Here is a 17,052-nt window from a genome sequence, read left to right on the forward strand (position 1 = left end):
CTTGGGCTTCGCTGCCCGCGCTCAGCGGGCGGTGCGGGCGGCGGCGCGTGCGCCGGACGCATCCATCACGTCGGTGCGGCGCACTTCGGTGAAATACATCCAGGCCAGCGACACCCAGACCACGCCGTACATCAGCATGAAGGCGCTGGAGCGCACGCCCGTCCAGTCCAGCAGCACGCCGAACAGGATCGGCAGCACGAAGCCGCCCAGGCCGCCGGCCAGGCCCACGATGCCGCTGATGGCGCCGATGTTGGCGGGGTAGTCGTCGCTGATGTACTTGAAGACGCTCGCCTTGCCGAAGGCCATGGCGATGCCCAGCACGAACATGAGCCCGGTGAACGCGTACACGTTCAGGCCGATGTGGAAGCTGCGCGGGCCGTCCGTGGCGAGCACCGTGAAATCGGTCTGCGGATACGACAGCAGGAACAGGCACACCCAGCAGACCCACAGCACCCACCAGGTCACGCTGTGGGCGCCGTATTTGTCGCTGAGCGCGCCGCCGATGGCGCGCAGCACGCCGCCGGGCAGCGAGAAGCAGGCGGCCAGCAGCGCGGCGACGCGGATGTCCAGCCCGTATTCGCCCACGTAGTACTGCACCATCCAGAGCGACAGCGCCACGTAGCCGCCGAACACGATGCTGTAGTACTGGCAGTACTTGAGCACGCGCGGGTCCTTCAGCGCCTGCAGCTGGTCCAGGAAGGTGACGTGGCTGGGCACGCGGTGCGCCGGATCGCTGTGGCTGAACAGCCAGAACAGCACCAGCGTGCCGAGCATGATGGCTGCATAGGCGTGCGGCACGGCCGCCCAGCCGAAGGCCACCAGGATGGCGGGCGCCACGAACTTGTTCACCGCCGCGCCGGAATTGCCGGCGCCGTAGATGCCCATGGCCGTGCCCTGGCGCTCCTTGGGGAACCAGCGCGCCACGTAGGGCGTGCCCACCGAGAACGAGCCCCCCGCCAGGCCGACGAACAGGCCGATCGTGAGGAAGTGCCAGTACTCGGTGGCATAGCCCATCGCCCAGATGGCGGGCACCGTCGCGGCCATCAGGCAGGCCATCACGATGCGGCCGCCGTAGCGGTCGGTCCAGATGCCGAGCGGCACGCGCACGAGCGAGCCCGTGAGCACCGGCATGGCCGTGAGCAGGCCGAACTGCGTGGCGTTCAGGCCCAGCATCTTCTTGATCGGGATGCCGATGACGCCGAACATCATCCACACCATGAAGCACACGGTGAAGGCGAGCGTGCTCACGGCGAGCACGGACCAGGCCTGGCGCGTGCGGCGCGCGGTGGCGGCCGGGGTGGCGGGCGCGGTGGAAGGGGGGGCGGAGGCGCTGCGGCCTCGGCGGGATGGGGCTGTGGCGCTTGCGTGGGCCATGGCGTTCGTTCCTGGTGGCGGCCCTGCGGTCGATCCACGGGGCTCGGGAACGATCGTCCCGCGAACGGCGCCGCCTGCACATCCTCCGGTGGGAGGTGAACGCCCCGGCGGAAGGAGGATGCGCGCGGCGGGCGCATCCTCCGGAAGAACTATGTCCCGCCCCGCGTCAGGGCGCGCGCTGCCGGTCCGACGCGTACACCGCCGCCTGCACGCGCGAACTGATCCCCAGCTTGCGCAGGATGTGCTGCACGTGGATCTTCACCGTGGTCTCGGCGATGTCGAGCGCGCGGGCGATTTCCTTGTTGCTCGCGCCGCGGGCGATCTCGCGCAGCACGTCCTCCTCGCGCGGCGAGAGCGGAGCGGCGGGCTCGCCTGCCGCAGCCGGGCCGGGAGACGGAGCCTCCACGGGCTGCGGCGGCGCCGCCTGCATGGCGGGCGGTCCGCCCTGCGCCTGGAAGGCCGCCACCAGCTTGCCCATCAGCTCCGCGCTCACCACGGGCTCGCCGCGCGCGGCGCGGCCGATGGCATCGGCCAGCAGGTCGCCTTCGATGGTCTTGAGCAGGTAACCCTGGGCGCCCTGGCGCAGTGCCTGCGCGAGGTCTTCGCCGTCCTCGCTCACGGTGAGCATCAGCACGCGCACGCCCGGCATGGCCTCGCGCAGGCCGCGGATCGCATCGATGCCGCGCACGCCGGGCAGGTGGTTGTCGAGCAGCACGACCTGCGGCGCAAGCGGCGGCGCGAGGCGCAGGGCCTCTGCCGCATCGCCGGCCTCGCCCACCACCTGCACGGACCGGTACTGCGCCAGCAGGGCGATCAGGCCGCGGCGGAACAGCGTGTGGTCGTCCACCACGAACACCCGGAGCGGAGGGGAAGCCGGCGGGCGGGAAACATCGGGGGCAGTCATGGCGAAGAAGGCTCCGGGAGTGCGTGCCGGCACCCACTCGCTCAGGAAGCGAGCGGCGCGGCGGTGAGGGGGAACAGCGGCGCGCGCGGCGCGGGAGGAGAAACGGCGGAAAACCCGGAGGCTGGTGACGCCACCGAAGCCATGGCGTCGCCGGGCACAGGCACCGCCGGCAGCTCGATGCAGACGTGCGTTCCGCCACCCTCCCCCGGGCCGACCTGCACGCGCGCGCCGATGCGCTCGGCCCGCTCGCGCATGATGCCCAGGCCCACGTGCAGCGAATCGGGCGGCACGGCGGCCGGATCGAAACCGCAGCCGTCGTCCTCGACCTCGAAGCGCCAGTGCGGCGCGCGCTGCACGCGCACCTCCACGCGGCGGGCGCCCGAGTGCTTGCGCACGTTGGAGAGCGCTTCCTGCACCATGTGCAGCACCTGCACCTGCACGTCGGGCGCGAGCGGCAGGCCGTGGCCCGCCATCGACAGCGCATGCGCGATGCCGGTCTGGTGGCCGAACTTGGAGAGCGTGGAGCGCAGCGCGCCTTCGATGTCTTCCTCGCTGGTGCGCGTGCGGAAATGCACCAGCAATTCGCGCACGTCGGCATAGCAGCCGCGCACACCGACGTCGAGTTCTCCCATGCTGCGGTCGCGCGCGCCGTCGTCGCCGCGCAGCACCGCGTCGCGCAGCAGCTGGGTCTGGATCTTCAGGAAGGCGAGCGACTGCGCGATCGAGTCGTGCAGCTCGCGCGCGATGAACGAGCGCTCCTGCGCCACGGCGGCCTCGCGCTCCAGGGCGGTGGCGCGCAGCCCTTCCATGGCGGTGGCGAGATGGCTCGCCATGGCTTCCAGCATCTCCTGCATGCCGGGCTCGATGCCGGTGGCCGCGCGGAAGAACAGGTCGATCTCGCCGAGTACGCGCTGCTGCGTGCGCACGGGCACCAGCACCAGCGTCTGGTAGCCCGCGTCGCCGCAGTGCGGCATGCCGGTGGGCGCGCCGGGCAGGATGGGAATGACGCGCAGGCGCGCGGAAGCCTCGGGTTGGCCGCAGTGGCAGCTGCCGGTGCGCAGGCAGTGCTCGCCCTGCACCATCGTCTCGGGCAGGCCGTCGCCCGCGAGCAGCAGGTAGCGCTCGTTGGCCTCGTCGGACCAGCGCATCGCCGCCGCATCCGCCCGTGCGATCTCGCGCACGCGCTGCACGAAGCCGCGCGCGAGCGCTTCCAGGCTCCCGGCCTCCGACACCTCGGCGCTCACCGCATAGAGCGCGGCCAGGCGCTCGTTGCGCTCCTGCAGCCGCGAGGTCTTCTCGGCCACCTTGCGCTCCAGGTCCTGGTGCGAGGACTGCAGCGCATGCGCCATGAGGTTGAAGCCGGTCGCCACCTGCCCGAACTCGTCCTGCGATTCGACGGGCAGGCGCGTGCGCAGGTCTCCCTGCCGCATGCGCGCCAGGGCCTGCTGCAGCCGCGCCACGGGCGCCAGCACCAGCCAGTGGCTCAGGGCCATGAAGGCCACCGCCGACGCGATGGCCACCGCCATCATCGCCAGCTGGAAGAGGTGGAGCGCGGCCGTCCAGCGCGCCATCTGGCGCTCGATCGCGTCCACGAAGCCGTCCACGCGCGCCACGAACGCATCGGCCTGCGCCACGGTGGGCGCCTTCTGGCCGCTGCCGCGCATCTGGCGCCATTCTTCGCGGATGCCCTCGAAGCGCACCTGCGTGTCTTCGTTCCACGGCACGAACAGCGGCCGGGCGGGATCCCCCTGCCGCAGCAGCGCGAGGCTGGCGTCGAACCGGGCGGCAAGCGGCGCCAGCGCGCCCGGTGCCTCGGCCTGCCCCGCGAGCGCCATGCGCATCATCGTCATGCGCAGCCGGCCTGCCTCGTTGACCGCGGCCGCGCCGCCTTCTAGGCTCCAGGTGATCCACAGCGTGAGCGCGATGGACAGCAGCGCCACCGCAAGAAAGCTCCCGCCGATGGCGAGCAGCCGGGTGGTCAGCGTGAAGGGCCTGCGCATGGCGGGCAGTGTAGGAACGCGGGCCCGTGCGCACCTTGATGCAGGTCAAGCCGGGCGGAAGCGCGCATTGCCAAGGCCCGCGCGCCGCCGCGGGCATCGCTTCCGGCCAGCGCCCGCCGCCGTAGCATGCGGCGTTGCCCATGTTCGTGTTCGTCCTCCGTACTGTTTCAGAAGGCCCTGTTTGCGCATGCCCCTTCCGCCACTGCTCCCGCGGCTGTGCGCCGCTACCGTCCTGTCCGCTCTGATGGTTGCCGCAGGCTGCTCGAACGCGCCGCCTGCCGATACCCGCTCGCCACCGCCTCCCGCAACGCCTGCGGCCGACGCAGCCGCGCCCTGGGCCGCGCTGCTGCCGCCCCCCGTGCTGCTGCTGGGCGAGCAGCACGACGCGCCGGACCACCAGCGCCTGCAGCGCGAAGCGGTGGCGGCGCTGGGCGCGCGCGGCGCCCTGTCGGCCGTCGTGCTGGAAATGGCCGAGGCCGGCCACGGCACGCAGGGCCTGCCGCGCGATGCCGGCGAAACCGCCGTGCGCGCGGCGCTGGCCTGGAACGATGCGGCCTGGCCCTGGGAGCGCTACGGTCCGGTGGTGATGGAGGCCGTGCGCGCCGGCGTGCCGGTGCTCGGCGGCAATCTGCCGCGTGCGCGCATGCGCGATGCCATGCGCGATCCGGCCTGGGACGCACGCGTGCCGCCCGACGTGCTGCGCCGGCAGATCGCCGCCATGGACGCCGGCCACTGCGGCCTGCTGCCCTCGTCGCAGTGGCCCGGCATGGCGCGCATCCAGATCGCGCGCGACGCCAGCCTGGCCCGCGCGGCGGCCGATGCGCGCCGCCCTGGCCAGGCGGTGCTGCTGATCGCGGGCGCGGAACACGTGCGGCGCGACCTCGGCATTCCGCTGCACTGGGATGGCAGCGTGCGGTCCCGCGTCGCCATCGCCCGCGCGCGATCCACCACCGAGCCCCTGCCCGAGGGCGCCGCGGACACCGTCCTGCCCACGCCCGCGCTGCCGCCCACGGACCGCTGCGCCGCGCTGCGAAAATAGCGTGCCGTCCCGGCCCTAATCGTCCGAGCCCCCGTTCCAGAACGCCTGCAGCACGCCCGGCAGCGCCTCGATCGCGCCCATCACGGCATCCAGCTCTTCCGTCTCCACCGCCGTGGCATAGAGCGTCGCCTCGATCTCGGTCTCGGTGCGGCCGAAGGCATGCTGGCCCACGCCGCGCACGGGGTAGTTGGCGGCCTCCAGCAGCTCCACCATGCGCTCGCGCACTTCACCGTGCACGCCGCGCCCGCAGAGCACGTACACGGTGTAGATCGCCTCGCCCGTCGCTTCCTGCACCGGGCGGCGGTTGATGCGGTTGGCCACGGGCCGCAGCAGCGTGTTGCTGGCCAGCACGAAGAGGGCAGCGAGCACGGCTTCGGCCACGAGGTGAGACCCCGCGCAGGCACCGACTGCCGCCGATCCCCAGAGCGTCGCCGCGGTGTTGAGTCCGGTCACGTTGGCCCCCTCCTTCATGATCGCGCCGGCCCCCAGGAAGCCCACGCCCGACACCACGTAGGCGATCACCCGCACCGCGCCCGAGGGGCCCTCCAGCCGGTCGGCCAGCACCACGAACGCCGCCGCGCCCACGGCCACCAGCGTGTTGGTGCGCAGGCCCGCGGTGCGCTGGCGGACCTGGCGCTCCAGACCGATCGCCGCGCCCAGCCCGAAGGCGGTGAGCAGGCTGACGAGCGTGTCGAGGAACGGGAACAGATGGAAGTGGCGGAGGAATTGCATGGCGGCTCCGTGGTTCGTGATGGGGAGATGCGGCAGGAAAGGAGGGAAAGGCGGGGGCGCAGGCGTCACGCCCCGGCACCCGGCAGGCGGCGGCAGCTCCGGGCGACACGGGCCCACGCGCGCCACCACGTTCCGGCCGGCACGGCCGTGCCTGCAGCATCGGCCGCGCCAGCGGCCTGGAAGGCATCGAAGGCCCGCCCGCCGATGCGCTCGGCCCGCCGGCGCGCGGCGCGGCCCAGGCGCACGAACACCGCCCGGCGCTGTGCCGGAGGCAGCAGGGAGAGCGCATCGGCGATCACCGGCCCCGGCTCGCGCGACAGGCATGCGGCCACGCGGCGGCAGCCGTGGCTGCTCAACAGCCCGCCCAGGGCCTGCGGGCGCCGGCGGGCGAGCGCATCGTGCAGCGCCTGCTGGAGCACGTCGGCGCGCGATGCGCGCCGATGCGCGAAGGCCGGGAAGGAGAGTGGAAACGAAAAAGGGAAGCGGAGGAAAGACATGCGGAAGGCTCCAGCCGCGCCGCAGCGCGCGGAGCCTCCCGCGCCGTCAGCGCAGGGCCGGGCGGCGGAAGGCCTCCAGCCGCGCGCCGGAAGCGGAGAGGGAAATGCAAGGGGAACGGAACACCGGGGGCAGGCCGGGGGAAGGCCGTCTGGGGGCAGGGTCCATGGCGTTCTCTCCCGCGCTCTCGCGCGCCGGTGGATGGGCCCACGCACCGGCGCGCATGGGAGTGGGATGCCGGCCGCGGCCGGCGCCGCAAGGCCCGGGGGAGCCCCGGCGGCCGTTCGCAAGCATGGTCCGCGAAACATTCACGGGAAAGTCCGCGGTGTATCGCGGTGTGTCCGCGGGCTTCGGGCAGCGCCACACGGTGCGCGCCCTTCCGAAAAGCGGCCGGATTATTGCCCTGCCGGCGCTGCCGAGTCAACCGCCGGAATCGTCCTGCGCGGCCTGCTGCGCCAGCAGCGCGGCGAACTCCGTCGCCGGCACCGGCCGCCGGCACAGATAGCCCTGGTAGCGGTCGCAGCCGCGGGCGTGCAGGAACGCCAGCTGCTCGGGCGTCTCGACCCCCTCGGCCAGCACGTGCAGGCCCAGGCTGTGGCCCATGGCGATGATCGCCGCGCAGATCGCCATGTCGTCCGCGCTCTGGGGCAGGTCGCGGATGAAGCCGCGGTCGATCTTCAATACGTCGATCGGGAAGCGCTTCAAGTGCGCGAGCGACGAGTAGCCGGTGCCGAAATCGTCGATCGCGAGCCGCAGGCCCAGGCCGCGCAGCCGCAGCAGCACCTGCCGCGCCTCCTCGGGCCGCTCGGCCAGCGCGCCTTCGGTGATCTCCAGCTCCAGCAGCGTCGAGGGAAAGCCCGAATCCGCCAGCGCGAGCGCCGCGCAGCCCGCCAGGTCGGTGAGATGGAACTGGCGCGGCGAGACGTTCACCGCCATCGTCACCTCGGGCAGCCCCGCCTCGCGCCAGCCCTGGGCCTGCCGGCAGGCCTCGTGCATCACCCACTCGCCCAGCGGGCCGATCACGCCCGTGCGTTCGGCCACCGGAATGAAGCGGTCGGGCGCGATGAAGCCTTCCAGCGGGTCGTTCCAGCGCACCAGCGCCTCGGCGCCCACGATGCGCCCGGAGGCGATGTCCACCTGCGGCTGGTAGTGCAGTTGCAGGTGGCCGTGCGCGAGCGCTGCGCGCAGGCGGGCCTCCACCGAAAGCCGCTCCCGCGCCGCCTGCGTGAGGCTCTCGTCGAAGAAATGCCAGGCGCCGTGACCGTGCTCGCGCGCGCCGTACACGGCCGCATGGGCGCCCTGCAGCAGCGCATCGGCGCTGTCGCCGTGGTCCGGGAACAGGCAGATGCCCACGCTCGCCGAGGCCACCACCTCGAAGCCGTCGGGCGAGCGCCAGGGTTCGCCCAGCGCGGCCAGCAGCCCGCGGGCGATCGCCACCGCGCCCTGCGCGCCGTCCACCCGGCGGGCGATCACGCCGATCTCGTCACCCGCCAGCCGCCCCGCCAGGTCGCCCGGCCGCAGCGCCTCCTGCGCGCGCGCGGCGATGTGGCGCAGCACCTCGTCGCCCACCGCGTGGCCGTAGCTGTCGTTCACGTCCTTGAACCGGTCGAGATTGACCAGCAGCACCGCCAGCGGCTCGCCCCGCAGCCGCGCGTCGGCGATCGCTTCCTCGAGCTGCTGCGCGAAGAACGTGCGGTTGGGCAGGCCGGTGAGCGGATCGGTGTGGGCCATCACCTCCAGGCGGCGGCGCTGCTCGTGCTCGTGCGAGATGTCGGTGAACAGGCACACGTAGTGCGTCACCTCGCCCTGCGCATTGCGCACGCTGGAGAGCGACATGCGCTCGGGGAACACCTCGCCGTTCTTGCGGCGGTTCCAGATCTCGCCCTGCCAGTGGCCGGTGCGGCCCAGCTCGCTCCACATGGCTTCGTAAAACGCGCGGCCGTGGCGGCCCGACTTGAAGAGCCGCGGCGTGCGCCCCAGCAGCTCCGCCTCGTCATAGCCCATGAGCCGCGTGAACGCCGCGTTCACCGACAGGATGCGGCTACCGGCGTCCGTCACCACCATGCCCTCGGCCGCGTTGTCCACCACCGTGGCCGCGAGCCGCTGGCGTTCGTCGGCCTGCGCCGCGCCCTGCGCCAGCACGGCGATCTCCCGGCCGCGCGCACGCCAGCGCCCCAGAGCCCAGACGCCGCAGCCCGCGGGCGCCAGCACGAACGCCGCCTCCAGCGCCATGCGCAGGCCGCTGCCGGCCGGCACCATCGCCTCGGCGCCCACCACCCAGGCGAGGCCGGCCGCGGCATACACGAGCAGGGCGGCGGGTATCCACCAGCCGGCCACTCCCAGGGGGGCGCTGCGGGGGACGGCCCCCTGCTCCTCTTGCATCAATTCCTTGCTCCGCGTTGCTGCGGGCCGTGCTGCGACAATCGCCCCGCTATGACCCAAGCCTATATTCTCACCCTCTCCTGCCCCGACAAGCTCGGGCTGGTGCATGCGGTCTCCGGTTTCCTGCTGGAGCACGGTGGCAACATCGAAGAGGCCGCCCAGTACAACGACCACGCCACCGGCCTGTTCTTCATGCGCGTGCGCTTCGCCTGCGGCACCCACGACCAGGCCAGCCTGCGCGTGCAGCTCGCCGCCTTCGCCGAGCCGCACCGCATGCACTGGAGCCTGCACGCCGCCAGCGAGCCGATGAAGACCGCCATCATGGTCAGCCGCGAGGGCCACTGCCTGAACGACCTGCTGTTCCGCTGGAAGTCCGGCCTGCTGCCGGTGCACATCTGCGCCATCATCAGCAACCACCGCGACTTCTACCAGCTCGCGGCCAGCTACAACGTGCCCTTCCACCACATCCCGGTGACGAAGGACAACAAGGCCCAGGCCGAGGCCCGGCAGTACGAGATCATCCAGCAGGAAGGCGCCGAGCTGGTCGTGCTCGCGCGCTACATGCAGGTGCTCTCGGACGACCTGTGCCGCAAGCTCGAAGGCCGCGCCATCAACATCCACCACAGCTTCCTGCCGAGCTTCAAGGGCGCCAAGCCCTACTACCAGGCGCACGACCGGGGCGTGAAGCTCATCGGTGCCACGGCCCACTACGTGACGGCCGACCTGGACGAAGGCCCGATCATCGAGCAGGACGTGGCCCGCGCCGACCACACCGACACCGTGGAAGACCTCACGGCCCGCGGCCGCGACACCGAAAGCCAGGTGCTGGCACGCGCCGTGAAGTGGCACACCGAGCACCGCGTGGTGCTCAACGGCCACAAGACGGTGATCTTCAAATGACGTGTGCGCGTCGCGCAGGGCGCGGCGCAGGGAATCCATGAGATGGCCTCCGTCAGCCCCGCTTCGCCGTCCTCCAGGAGCGCCGCCCAGCGCATCCCGCCGATCCAGTGCCTGCTGACCTTCGAGGCGCTGGCGCGGCTGCGCAGCGTGACGCAGACGGCCGACGAGCTGTGCGTGACGCCCAGCGCGGTGAGCCACCGCGTGCGGCAGCTGGAGCAGATCCTGGGCGCGCGGCTGTTCGGCCGGGCGGATTTCTCCCTCACCACCGAGGGCAGCGCCTACCTGGCCCACGTGCGCGAGGGCCTGGGCGCGCTGCAGCGCTTTCCGGGCGCGGCGGCCGCGCCGGGCAAGCGGCGGCTCAAGATCGCCGTCACGCCGACCTTCGCGCGGTCCATCCTGATCCCGCGGCTGCGGCAGTTCACCGAGGCCTATCCGGAAATCGACCTGGCGCTGCAGGTTTCCATCCCGCTGCTCGACGTGGTGGCCGAGGACGCCGACCTGGTGGTGCGCTTCGGCCCCGGGCACTACGCCGACATGGAGCACGTGGAACTGGCGCGCGACGTGGTCACGCCGCTGGTCTCTCCCGCCTTCCTGCGCGAGCACGGGCCGTTCGAGCGGCCCGAGGACCTGGAGGGCAGCGCGCTGCTGCGCAGCCCGCTGGAGCCGTGGCGCACCTGGTTCTCCGCCGCCGGCCTGGGCTGGGCGGAACCGTCCGAGGGCTCGCAGTTCAACGACATCGGCCTGATGTGCGATGCCGCATCGGCCGGCATGGGCGTGGCGCTGGTGCGCCTCAAGCTCGGCGCGCCCTGGCTGGAGAACGGCACCCTCGTGCGGCTGTTCCCGCTCGATGCGCCCAGCCCCCATGCCCACTACCTCTGCTGGCGCACCGGCACGATGGACCGCTGGGAATGCGCGGCCTTCGCGGAATGGCTGCGGCGGGTGATGTGAAGACGCCCCCCTGAGGCGCTGCGGGGCGGCCCTTGCTCGGCTGCCGCTGGCTTGGGCCGCGCCGGATGCAAGGGCTGTCAACGATAGGACCACCGGGATGAAGGCACTCCCCCGAGCCCTGTCGGGTGCTGTCCCGTTCTCGCCGTGCTGCGCCATGGATCAGAGTCAGTGCCTCCAGGGCAGCATCCACTGCGCATAATCCCCCGGTTTGCATGGCGCCCCGCACTGGCGCGCCTCCAGCCCGCGACCGCTCTCCATGGCCCAGCCCCCTTCCCCCGCCCCCCCCGTCCTCAAGCGCCGCCCGAACGACGAGCAGAAGGCCGTCCTCAACACCACGGCGAAAACCGTGCTCATCAACGCCCTGGCCGGCACGGGCAAGACCACCACGCTGGTGACCAAGGCGGCGGACCTGGTCCAGATGCGGGGCGCGCGCCGCGTGCTCATGCTGGCCTACTCCGATGCGGGCCTGGCCGCCATCCACGACCGGCTGGCCCGCTACATGCCGGCCGCGTCGCGCGAAGTGCGGATCATGACGGTGGAGCAGCTCTGCGAGGGGCTGCTGAAGGACCAGGGCCTGCCCGTGCACCGCCTGACCGAGCCGCTGGAGCGCCAGCTGCTGATCCGCCAGGCCCATGCCGCGCTGCGTCAGGAGCTCCAGCGGGGCCCGGGGCATGCCGGGGACGTTCCGCCCGAGGCCGCCGAATTCGCGGCGCGCGAACTGGACGTGCAGGCCTTCATCGATTTCGAGGCCCTGGCCAAGCAGCGGCTGCTGCTGCGCGACATCGCCCGCGAAGGCGTGGGCGCCGCGGCCTACTGCCGGGACCACGCGCTGGACCACGGCCTCTACCTGCTGCTGCGCCAGTACGAACGGCTGCGGCGCGGGCCGGACGACGAACCGCAGTTCTACGCCCCCGGCGACTGCACCTACGAGATCGCCCGGCAACTGTGGGAGCTGGATGCCGATGCGCCCTACCCGCTGCTCGAGGGCCGCCACGACGCGGTGCTCTTCGACGAGCTGCAGGACCTGGACGAAGCAGCGATGCTGGTGCTGCGCCGCCTGGTGGCCGGCGGCAACGGCGTGTTCGTGGGCGCGGGCGACTTCAACCAGCACATCCTGCCCGGCGCGTTCTCCGTCTTCGGCGACGGCCTGGAACGCCTGCGGCAGGAGCTGCCCGAACCGCCCGAAGTGCTCACGCTCCACAGCACCTACCGTTTCGGCCAGGCCATCTGCGCGGGCCTGAACCCGCTCTTCGGCGTGGCGTTCGAGACGCACTACCCGAACCAGTCCGCCCGCTTCGAGCGGCTCGCCTACGACGGCGACGACGACTGCGCCCAGCAGCTGCTGGCCATCCACCAGACCGTGCGGCGCCTGCCGGCGCCGGCGAACGGCACGGCGCCCTGCCTCACGGTGGTGCTGCGCTCGCCCGAGGATTCCGTGCTGCTGGAATGGTGCTTCGGCCACGAGGGCGTGCACTACGCCTGCCGGGGCATGAAGCGGTTCTACCAGCGCCGCGAGATCGCGCTGGTGCTCGCCCTGCTCTGGGCGCTGCCGGGCCGCGGCGGCCCGGTGCAGCTCACCCAGGGCATCCTGAGCAGCGCCATCGAGGGCCTGCTGCGCTACGTGCGGCGCGGCAGCCGGCCCGATGCCGACGTGCTGGCCAACGGCTTCTTCGATCTGCAGGCGCTGGCGCAGCAGTCCACCGCCGAGGTGGACACGCGGGCCGTGGCCGGCGAACTCGTCCACCAGCCAGAGCGCCTGCGCGACTTCCTGCTGCGCGCGAGCTTCGACCCGAACGCACCCGTGGCGTCCGCCGCCTGCGAGGCCTGGCTGGCCCTGCCGCCGGAGGTATGCGCCGACGCGGGCCGGCTCTGCCGCCATCCGCTGCTGCACCGCTTCTTCGCCGAAGCGCCCATCAGCCCCCAGGAGCACCGCCAGTGCCTGGACAGCCTGCAGGCGCTCTCGCGCATCTGCGAGGGCCTGCCGGTGGATGAATTCCTGGGCCGGCTCACGCTCATGGTGCAGTCCGGCATGCAGCAGCACCGAGAGCAGGAAGCGCCCAGCCTGCAACTGCTGACGGTGGAGCGCTGCAAGGGCCACGAATACGACCACGTGGCCGTGCCGCTGGTCGAGCGCGGGCGGTTTCCGCGCGCCGCCGCCCGGCACGAGGCCTACCGCGAGCGCAACATGCTCTACGTGGCCATGACCCGCGCGAAGAAGCACCTGTGGCTGCTGGAAGGCCGCAAGCGCCCCCTGGGCCCCGGGCCGGTCTGAGCGGCGGCAGCCCCCCGGACCCGCCCCCGCCCGACCCGCATTCACGCGACGCTGCAAGAAAACTCACGCACCGGCGGCCGGGCTTCCTCTAAAGTGAAGGGCATGAGCGCCCTCGCCCCTCCTCCCGCATCCGTTCCCGGCTCCGCCCCCGCCACGCAGCCCCCCGGCGGCAGCGGGCGCGCCGCCCTCCAGGCGCAGGTCGTGCAGGCGCTCGGCGCCCACCTGCCCGCCCACATGCTGCTCTGGCATGCGGAAGACACCACCCCCTACGAATGCGACGGCCTCACCGCCTACCGCCAGCGGCCGATGGTGGTCTGCCTGCCGGAAACCGAGGCGCAGGTACAGGCCGTGCTGCGCACCTGCCACGCGCTCGGCGTGCCGGTGGTGGCGCGCGGCGCCGGCACCGGCCTGTCGGGCGGCGCGATGCCGCACGCGGCCGGCGTCACCCTCTCGCTGGCGCGGTTCAACCGCATCCTCGCGGTCGATCCCGTCGCATGCACCGCGCGCGTGCAATGCGGCGTGCGCAATCTCGCGATCAGCGAAGCCGCGGCGTCCCACGGCCTCTACTACGCGCCCGATCCGTCGAGCCAGATCGCCTGCACCATCGGTGGCAACGTCGCCGAGAACTCGGGCGGCGTGCACTGCCTGAAATACGGCCTCACCGTGCACAACGTGCTGCGCGTGCGCGGCTTCACCGCCGAGGGCGATCCCGTCACCTTCGGCAGCGAGGCGCTCGACACACCGGGCTATGACCTGCTGGCCGCCGTGATCGGCAGCGAAGGCATGCTCGCCATCGCCCTGGAAGTCACCGTGCGGCTGATCCCGAAGCCGCGCGTCGCGCGTTGCATCATGGCGAGCTTCGACGACGTGCGCCGCGCGGGCGACGCCGTCGCCGCCGTGATCGCGGCCGGCATCATCCCGGCCGGGCTGGAGATGATGGACCGGCCCATGACCGCCGCCGTCGAGGACTTCGTGCACGCCGGCTACGACCTCGCGGCCGAAGCCATCCTGCTGTGCGAATCCGACGGCACGCCCGAAGAGGTCGAGGAAGAGATCGCCCGCATGAGCGCCGTGCTGCGCGACGCCGGGGCCACCGCCATCACGGTGAGCCAGGACGAGGCCGAGCGGCTGCGCTTCTGGAGCGGACGCAAGAACGCCTTCCCCGCCTCGGGCCGCATGAGCCCCGACTACATGTGCATGGATTCCACCATCCCGCGCAAGCGCCTGGCGGACATCCTTCTGGCCATCCAGGCCATGGAGCGGAAATACGGCCTGCGCTGCGCCAACGTCTTCCATGCGGGCGACGGCAACCTGCATCCGCTGATCCTCTTCGATGCGAACGATCCCGACCAGCTGCACCGCTGCGAGCTGTTCGGCGCCGACATCCTCGAGACCAGCGTGGCCATGGGCGGCACCGTGACCGGCGAGCACGGCGTGGGCGTGGAAAAGCTCAACTCCATGTGCACGCAGTTCACCGGCGAGGAAAACGCACAGATGTTCGCGCTCAAGGCGGCCTTCGACCCGGCCGGGCTGCTCAACCCGGGCAAGGTGATCCCCACGCTACAGCGCTGCGCCGAGTACGGCCGGATGCTGGTGCGGGGCGGCCGTATCGCACACCCCGACCTGCCCCGGTTCTGACCCCCGCGCGGCGGCCGGCCCCCGGGCGTCAGGGCGGGCCGGGCTCCGCCGGGCCTTCGGGGTGCGTCATCAACCATCGCCGGATGGCGGCCACCGTCTCGCCACTCTGGCGCGTCAGGCGCCCGGCTTCGTCCAGCACCGGCACGGTCGCCGTGCGGTACAGCGCGCCGCCCACCGTCGCCAGCAGCGACAGCAGCTGGCGGTCGGCGGGGAGCGATTCCGCGCGCCCTTCCCCTGCGCCGACGCCTCCCCGGTCCGCGGACCCGGTCCCCTCCTCGCCGGCCTGCTGCACGTCCAGCACGCGCCGGGCGTGCAGCGCGACGGGACCGAGCCGCGCCTGCAGGCGCCCGAGCAGCCACGCGATCTCCTGCACCCGCAGATCGATGGCGTCGAGCGCGGCGGCCGCGCACTCCACCTGCTCGGCGGCATCCTGCAGCGAGGCGGAATGGAGGCGCGCCACCCGCAGCGCCTCATCCATCCGCCCTTCCGCGCAGGCGCGCAGCGACCGCAGCACCGCCGCATCGACCACGCCGCCGAGCACCAGGAACGGCGCGCGGCCTTCCTCGGGCGGCACCTCGCCGGTGCCCAGCCAGACCACGGTCGCGTTGCCCTGCGCGGCATCCGCCGGTCCGTCCCCGGCACACAGCGACCAGGCCGGCAGTGCGCCGGCCGGGAGCCCCTGCCCGCCGGAGCCGCGCAGTTCCGCGGCGCGCTCGACCGCCGTGGCGAGGTCTTCGAGCCGGGGCGCCCCCTGCTCCGGCGAGCCCCCGAGGCCCGCGCCGCGCGTGGGCACGAGCCCCCGCGGCAACCGCCGCGCGAGCGACAGCACCTCCGCCAGGTCCTGCGCCCGTGCCTGCAGCCGCGCACTGCCGAGCGCCGCCAGGCGGCCGGCCAGCAGGCGGCGGCGATCGTCCAGCGCCTGGGCCAGTATCCGGAAATGCCACTCGGCGGACGTGATCCAGCGATCCGCCGTGGTGAACGGGTCCGCCGTGCACCAGGCGAGCCGCAACTGTGCCACCGCGATCTCGACCGGATCGTCCGCCCGCGGCGGTGCGAAAGTTCCGCGCTGCGGAGTGCCCCCTCCGCTACGCTTTCCAGGCTCCGCCACCCGCCTTGCCGCGCCGGCCGCCATGCCCCACGGCCCGTGCTCCGTGAAAGGCACCGCGGCCGTTGCCGGGCCCGCGCGCGCCCCGTGTTCCGGCGCGTGCAGCGCCATGCCTCCGATGTCCTCCATATCCACCCTCCTCTCCTTCATGCAGGCCATGGAAGCCGCGGTCTCCCCGCCGCTTCGTAACCATGAATTACGCCAATTTCGTGACTATATCGCCGAATCACCCCGGAAACTCGGCAGTTCCCTAGCGTGACTGCATGCAGGATGCAAAGCAAAATTTTGCCGAGAAGTTACGAAAAGCTATGGAGAAGGCCGGATACGAAGCCCGGCCCTCGGTGCTGGAGCGGGAATTCAACACCCGGCACTGGGGCAAGCCCATGAGCCTGCATGGCGTGCGGCGCTGGCTGCGCGGCGAAACCCTGCCCGACCACCGCAAGCTCGCCACCCTCTCGCAATGGCTCCAGGTGCCCCTGCAGGACTTCCTCGCCGAGGCCGCCGCGCCCGGCGCGCCCCGCACCGACGAGCCTTCCGGCCTGTGGCACGCCGGCATGGGCTACGACGACCGCAAGCTCTTCGAGATCTATCTGCGCCTGCCCGTGCCCCAGCGCCGCATCGCCCGCGAGGTGATTCTCGCGATCGCCCGCGCCCACGCCGCCGACGCCGAAAAGCAGCGCGAAAGCTGAGCTCCGCAGTCCCGGCCGCCGTCCGCTGAACCAAGGATCACGCCGGCAGCGTAACCCGCCTTTCGAGTCACTCTGCAGTTCGTGCCGGTCCCTAGCGTGCCGGCATGCAGGACGACGCAAAACAAAAATTCGCCCGGAAGTTGCGGGAGGCAATGGAAACGGCAGGCTACGAGGCCAAACCCTCGGTACTCGAACGCGAGTTCAACACGCGCCATTGGGGCAAGCCCATGACGCTGCACGGCGTGCGCCGCTGGCTGCTCGGCGAGACCATGCCGGGCCCGCGCAAGCTCACCACGCTGGCGCAGTGGCTGCGCGTGCCCCTGGAGGATTTCGTCGATGCGGGCGAGGGCGCGGCCCTGCGCGCCACCGGCGAGCCCCTCCACAAGTGGCATGCGGGGCTGGGCTACGACGACCGCGAACTCTTCGACATCTACCTCAAGCTGCCCGTGCCCCAGCGCCGGCTGGCGCGCGAGGTGATCCTGGCCATCGCGCGGGCGCACGAGGCCGGGGAAGCGCAGCGCAAGGACCGGGACGGCTGACCGGCCGCCCCGCACGCCGGGGCCGGTCCGCGGGA

The 17,052-nt window shown here is 72.3% G+C and carries 14 protein-coding genes; 7 read left to right on the forward strand and 7 right to left on the reverse strand.

Annotation, left to right across the window (positions count from 1 at the left end; translation table 11 throughout):
- Positions 1 to 21: 21 nt before the first annotated feature.
- The 3 genes from Q9R47_RS18485 to Q9R47_RS18495 all read right to left on the reverse strand — a co-directional run bounded on the left by Q9R47_RS18485 (position 22) and on the right by Q9R47_RS18495 (position 4,278).
- Positions 22 to 1,374, reverse strand: a complete 1,353-nt coding sequence (locus tag Q9R47_RS18485; protein WP_311234628.1) for a nitrate/nitrite transporter — start codon at positions 1,372 to 1,374, stop codon at positions 22 to 24.
- Between the two features lie 166 nt (positions 1,375 to 1,540).
- Positions 1,541 to 2,278 carry a response regulator transcription factor gene (locus Q9R47_RS18490; RefSeq protein ID WP_311234629.1) on the reverse strand — a complete coding sequence of 246 codons (738 nt, stop codon included), beginning with the start codon at positions 2,276 to 2,278 and terminating at the stop codon, positions 1,541 to 1,543.
- A 41-nt stretch (positions 2,279 to 2,319) separates the two neighbouring features.
- The gene (locus Q9R47_RS18495; protein WP_311234630.1) at positions 2,320 to 4,278 is read right to left on the reverse strand and encodes a type IV pili methyl-accepting chemotaxis transducer N-terminal domain-containing protein; all 1,959 of its coding nucleotides are present in this window, start codon (positions 4,276 to 4,278) and stop codon (positions 2,320 to 2,322) included.
- A gap of 187 nt (positions 4,279 to 4,465) precedes the next feature.
- Here Q9R47_RS18495 and Q9R47_RS18500 point away from each other — a divergent pair, with 187 nt between their 5' ends.
- Complete coding sequence (locus Q9R47_RS18500; protein WP_404977172.1) at positions 4,466 to 5,317, forward strand: ChaN family lipoprotein; 852 nt, start codon at positions 4,466 to 4,468, stop codon at positions 5,315 to 5,317.
- A gap of 15 nt (positions 5,318 to 5,332) precedes the next feature.
- Here Q9R47_RS18500 and Q9R47_RS18505 read toward each other — a convergent pair whose 3' ends face one another.
- The 3 genes from Q9R47_RS18505 to Q9R47_RS18515 form a co-directional block, all read right to left on the reverse strand.
- The gene (locus Q9R47_RS18505; protein WP_311234632.1) at positions 5,333 to 6,049 is read right to left on the reverse strand and encodes an MgtC/SapB family protein; all 717 of its coding nucleotides are present in this window, start codon (positions 6,047 to 6,049) and stop codon (positions 5,333 to 5,335) included.
- A 65-nt stretch (positions 6,050 to 6,114) separates the two neighbouring features.
- Entirely contained in the window at positions 6,115 to 6,546 is a 432-nt protein-coding gene (locus tag Q9R47_RS18510; protein WP_311234633.1) for a hypothetical protein, read from the reverse strand.
- Positions 6,547 to 6,964: 418 nt separating this feature from the next.
- Positions 6,965 to 8,926 carry an EAL domain-containing protein gene (locus Q9R47_RS18515; protein WP_311234634.1) on the reverse strand — a complete coding sequence of 654 codons (1,962 nt, stop codon included), beginning with the start codon at positions 8,924 to 8,926 and terminating at the stop codon, positions 6,965 to 6,967.
- A 51-nt stretch (positions 8,927 to 8,977) separates the two neighbouring features.
- Between Q9R47_RS18515 and purU the strand changes: the two genes are divergently transcribed.
- The 4 genes from purU (at position 8,978) to Q9R47_RS18535 (ending at position 14,684) form a co-directional block, all read left to right on the forward strand.
- On the forward strand, positions 8,978 to 9,826 hold the full coding sequence (gene purU, locus Q9R47_RS18520) for a formyltetrahydrofolate deformylase (RefSeq protein ID WP_311234635.1): 849 nt from the start codon (positions 8,978 to 8,980) through the stop codon (positions 9,824 to 9,826).
- A 42-nt stretch (positions 9,827 to 9,868) separates the two neighbouring features.
- Positions 9,869 to 10,774, forward strand: coding sequence for a LysR substrate-binding domain-containing protein (locus tag Q9R47_RS18525; RefSeq protein ID WP_311234636.1), 906 nt, complete (start codon positions 9,869 to 9,871; stop codon positions 10,772 to 10,774).
- A 256-nt stretch (positions 10,775 to 11,030) separates the two neighbouring features.
- Positions 11,031 to 13,046 carry an ATP-dependent helicase gene (locus tag Q9R47_RS18530; protein ID WP_311234637.1) on the forward strand — a complete coding sequence of 672 codons (2,016 nt, stop codon included), beginning with the start codon at positions 11,031 to 11,033 and terminating at the stop codon, positions 13,044 to 13,046.
- A gap of 102 nt (positions 13,047 to 13,148) precedes the next feature.
- On the forward strand, positions 13,149 to 14,684 hold the full coding sequence (locus Q9R47_RS18535) for an FAD-linked oxidase C-terminal domain-containing protein (RefSeq protein ID WP_311234638.1): 1,536 nt from the start codon (positions 13,149 to 13,151) through the stop codon (positions 14,682 to 14,684).
- Positions 14,685 to 14,712: 28 nt separating this feature from the next.
- Here the strand turns inward: Q9R47_RS18535 and Q9R47_RS18540 are convergent, their stop codons facing one another.
- Positions 14,713 to 15,918: a hypothetical protein gene (locus tag Q9R47_RS18540; RefSeq protein WP_311234639.1), complete on the reverse strand. Its 1,206-nt coding sequence runs from the start codon at positions 15,916 to 15,918 to the stop codon at positions 14,713 to 14,715.
- 134 nt (positions 15,919 to 16,052) lie between these two features.
- On the opposite strand from Q9R47_RS18540, the gene Q9R47_RS18545 reads away from it, so the two are divergent.
- Positions 16,053 to 16,478 (forward strand): XRE family transcriptional regulator, encoded by a 426-nt coding sequence (locus Q9R47_RS18545; RefSeq protein ID WP_311234640.1) that lies wholly within the window; start codon positions 16,053 to 16,055, stop codon positions 16,476 to 16,478.
- Positions 16,479 to 16,582: 104 nt separating this feature from the next.
- Positions 16,583 to 17,017 carry an XRE family transcriptional regulator gene (locus Q9R47_RS18550; protein WP_311234641.1) on the forward strand — a complete coding sequence of 145 codons (435 nt, stop codon included), beginning with the start codon at positions 16,583 to 16,585 and terminating at the stop codon, positions 17,015 to 17,017.
- Positions 17,018 to 17,052 lie beyond the last annotated feature (35 nt).

Source organism: Acidovorax sp. PRC11 (genome assembly GCF_031844105.1).
Lineage (GTDB): Bacteria > Pseudomonadota > Gammaproteobacteria > Burkholderiales > Burkholderiaceae_C > Paracidovorax.

Bases quoted from the DNA above. Each gene is read 5' to 3' on its own strand.
- Q9R47_RS18485 (WP_311234628.1), bottom strand. From the start codon at position 1,374: ATGGCCCACGCAAGCGCCACAGCCCCATCCCGCCGAGGCCGCAGCGCC.
- Q9R47_RS18490 (WP_311234629.1), bottom strand. From the start codon at position 2,278: ATGACTGCCCCCGATGTTTCCCGCCCGCCGGCTTCCCCTCCGCTCCGG.
- Q9R47_RS18495 (WP_311234630.1), bottom strand. From the start codon at position 4,278: ATGCGCAGGCCCTTCACGCTGACCACCCGGCTGCTCGCCATCGGCGGG.
- Q9R47_RS18500 (WP_404977172.1), top strand. From the start codon at position 4,466: ATGCCCCTTCCGCCACTGCTCCCGCGGCTGTGCGCCGCTACCGTCCTG.
- Q9R47_RS18505 (WP_311234632.1), bottom strand. From the start codon at position 6,049: ATGCAATTCCTCCGCCACTTCCATCTGTTCCCGTTCCTCGACACGCTC.
- Q9R47_RS18510 (WP_311234633.1), bottom strand. From the start codon at position 6,546: ATGTCTTTCCTCCGCTTCCCTTTTTCGTTTCCACTCTCCTTCCCGGCC.
- Q9R47_RS18515 (WP_311234634.1), bottom strand. From the start codon at position 8,926: ATGCAAGAGGAGCAGGGGGCCGTCCCCCGCAGCGCCCCCCTGGGAGTG.
- purU (WP_311234635.1), top strand. From the start codon at position 8,978: ATGACCCAAGCCTATATTCTCACCCTCTCCTGCCCCGACAAGCTCGGG.
- Q9R47_RS18525 (WP_311234636.1), top strand. From the start codon at position 9,869: ATGGCCTCCGTCAGCCCCGCTTCGCCGTCCTCCAGGAGCGCCGCCCAG.
- Q9R47_RS18530 (WP_311234637.1), top strand. From the start codon at position 11,031: ATGGCCCAGCCCCCTTCCCCCGCCCCCCCCGTCCTCAAGCGCCGCCCG.
- Q9R47_RS18535 (WP_311234638.1), top strand. From the start codon at position 13,149: ATGAGCGCCCTCGCCCCTCCTCCCGCATCCGTTCCCGGCTCCGCCCCC.
- Q9R47_RS18540 (WP_311234639.1), bottom strand. From the start codon at position 15,918: ATGGAGGACATCGGAGGCATGGCGCTGCACGCGCCGGAACACGGGGCG.
- Q9R47_RS18545 (WP_311234640.1), top strand. From the start codon at position 16,053: ATGCAGGATGCAAAGCAAAATTTTGCCGAGAAGTTACGAAAAGCTATG.
- Q9R47_RS18550 (WP_311234641.1), top strand. From the start codon at position 16,583: ATGCAGGACGACGCAAAACAAAAATTCGCCCGGAAGTTGCGGGAGGCA.